Genomic DNA, 2,308 nt, shown 5'->3' on the forward strand with positions numbered 1-2,308 from the left:
CCCCCTCAAGGGGGGAGATTGGGGTTGCCGTCGCCATCGCAGTCAAACCCGCTTCCATTTCGCGCCGAACCGCTCTAATTCAGCGGGGGAGCCGCGAAGGAGTGTGACATGGCGAAGAAACCGGTCGAGGAACTGTCCCGCGATGAAGCCGAGGCGGAGCTTGCGCATCTGGCCGCGGAAATCGCCCGTCATGACGTTGCCTATCACGGCAAGGACGCGCCGGAGATCACCGACGCCGAATATGACGCGCTGAAGCAGCGCAATGATGCGCTGGAAGCGCGGTTTCCCGACCTCATTCGCGCCGACAGCCCGTCGCGCCGGGTCGGATCGACGCCGTCGGAGGCGTTTGCGCCGGTGACGCATAGCGTGCCGATGCTATCGCTCGGCAATGTGTTTTCCGATGAGGACGTGCAGGATTTCATCGCCTCGGTCTATCGCTTCCTCGGCCAGATGCCGGACGGCTCGATCGCCTTTACCGCCGAACCCAAGATCGATGGGTTGTCGATGTCGCTGCGCTATGAGGATGGCGTGCTCGTTTCCGGCGCCACGCGCGGCGATGGCGCAACGGGGGAAAACGTCACCGCCAATGTCCGCACCATTAGCGAGATCCCGAACCGGCTGCCGAAGGGCGCGCCGGCGGTGGTCGAGGTGCGCGGCGAGATCTACATGGCCAAGAGCGATTTTGCCGCGCTCAACGCAGCGCTCGCGGAAGAAGGCAAGCCCACCTATGTGAACCCGCGCAACACCGCCTCCGGCTCGCTGCGCCAGCTCGACCCGCAGGTGACGGCGAAGCGCAAGCTGAGATTCTTCGCCTATGCCTGGGGCGAGATGTCGGAGATGCCGGCCGATACCCAGATGGGCATGGTCGAGACCTTCGCGAAATGGGGTTTCCCGGTCAACCCGCTGATGCGGCGGCTGTCCTCCGTCGATGACCTGATCGATCACTACCGCGAGATCGGCGTCGAGCGCGGCGATCTTGACTATGATATCGACGGCGTCGTCTACAAGGTTGACCGGCTCGATCTTCAGGCCCGCCTCGGCTTCCGCTCGCGCTCGCCGCGCTGGGCGACGGCGCACAAGTTCCCGGCCGAACAGGCGATCACCCGGCTTCTCAACATCGATATCCAGGTCGGTCGCACCGGCGCGCTGACGCCGGTGGCGCGACTGGAGCCGATCACGGTCGGCGGCGTGGTGGTGACCAATGCGACGCTGCATAACGAAGACTACATCGCCGGCAAGGGCTCCGGCGGCGAGCCGATCCGCGAGGGCCGCGATATCCGCATCGGCGACTATGTCATCGTCCAGCGCGCCGGCGACGTCATTCCCCAGATCGTCGACATCGTGCCGGACAAGAGGCCCGACGATGCCGAACCCTATCAGTTTCCCGATCACTGCCCGGTCTGTGGCGCGCATGCGGTGCGCGAGATCAACGAAAAGACCGGCAAGCTCGATGCCGTCAGGCGTTGCACGGCAGGTTTCTCCTGCCGGGCGCAGGCGGTGGAGCACCTGAAGCATTTCGTCTCGCGCAATGCCTTCGATATCGAGGGGCTCGGCTCCAAGCAGGTCGATTTCTTCTTCGAACATGAGGACGAGGCGCTGGCGATCCGCACCGCGCCGGATATCTTCACGCTGGAGCGGCGGCAGGGGGCGGCGCTCACCAAGCTCGAGAATTTCAACGGCTGGGGCAAGACTTCGGTCGCCAATCTCTACGAGTCGATCAACGAGCGGCGGACGATCGCCCTCAACCGCTTCATCTTCGCGCTCGGCATCCGCCATGTCGGCGAGACGACGGCCAAGCTGCTGGCGCGCTCCTACGGCTCCTACGAGGCCTTCGAAAAGGCGATGCGCGAGGCGGCCAGCGGCGAGGGCGAGGCCTGGGACGATCTCAACAATATCGACGGCATCGGCGCTGTCGTCGCCCGCGCCATCGCCGAATTCTTCGCCGAGGAGAACAATACCGATGTCATCGCCCGCCTGCTCAAGGAGGTGACCCCGGAGGACGACCAGCAGCGCATCGACACCTCAAGCCCGGTCGCCGGCAAGACTGTGGTGTTCACCGGCACGCTTGAGAAAATGACGCGCGACGAGGCGAAGGCCAAGGCCGAAAGCCTGGGGGCCAAGGTGTCCGGCTCGGTGTCGAAGAAGACGGATATCGTGATTGCAGGTCCGGGCGCCGGCTCCAAGCTGAAGAAGGCGGAGGAACTCGGGGTTCAGACCATGGACGAGGATGAGTGGCTGGCGCTGATCGGCGGGTAACCCGGCTCGGTTGGAGAGACACGTGGTCGCCGCTTGCTCCCAATACTCTCTC

Annotated in this window: 1 protein-coding gene; it reads left to right on the top strand. The window is 64.6% G+C overall.

All coding sequences use genetic code 11. The features are described 5' to 3' along the window. Positions 1–108: 108 nt before the first annotated feature. Positions 109–2,256, top strand: a complete 2,148-nt coding sequence (ligA, locus tag B4E36_RS05775; protein ID WP_345900102.1) for an NAD-dependent DNA ligase LigA — start codon at positions 109–111, stop codon at positions 2,254–2,256. The last annotated feature ends 52 nt before the right edge of the window (positions 2,257–2,308 follow it).

The organism is Martelella sp. UBA3392 (assembly GCF_002358775.1).
In the GTDB taxonomy this organism is placed as follows: Bacteria; Pseudomonadota; Alphaproteobacteria; order Rhizobiales; family Rhizobiaceae; genus Martelella; species Martelella mediterranea.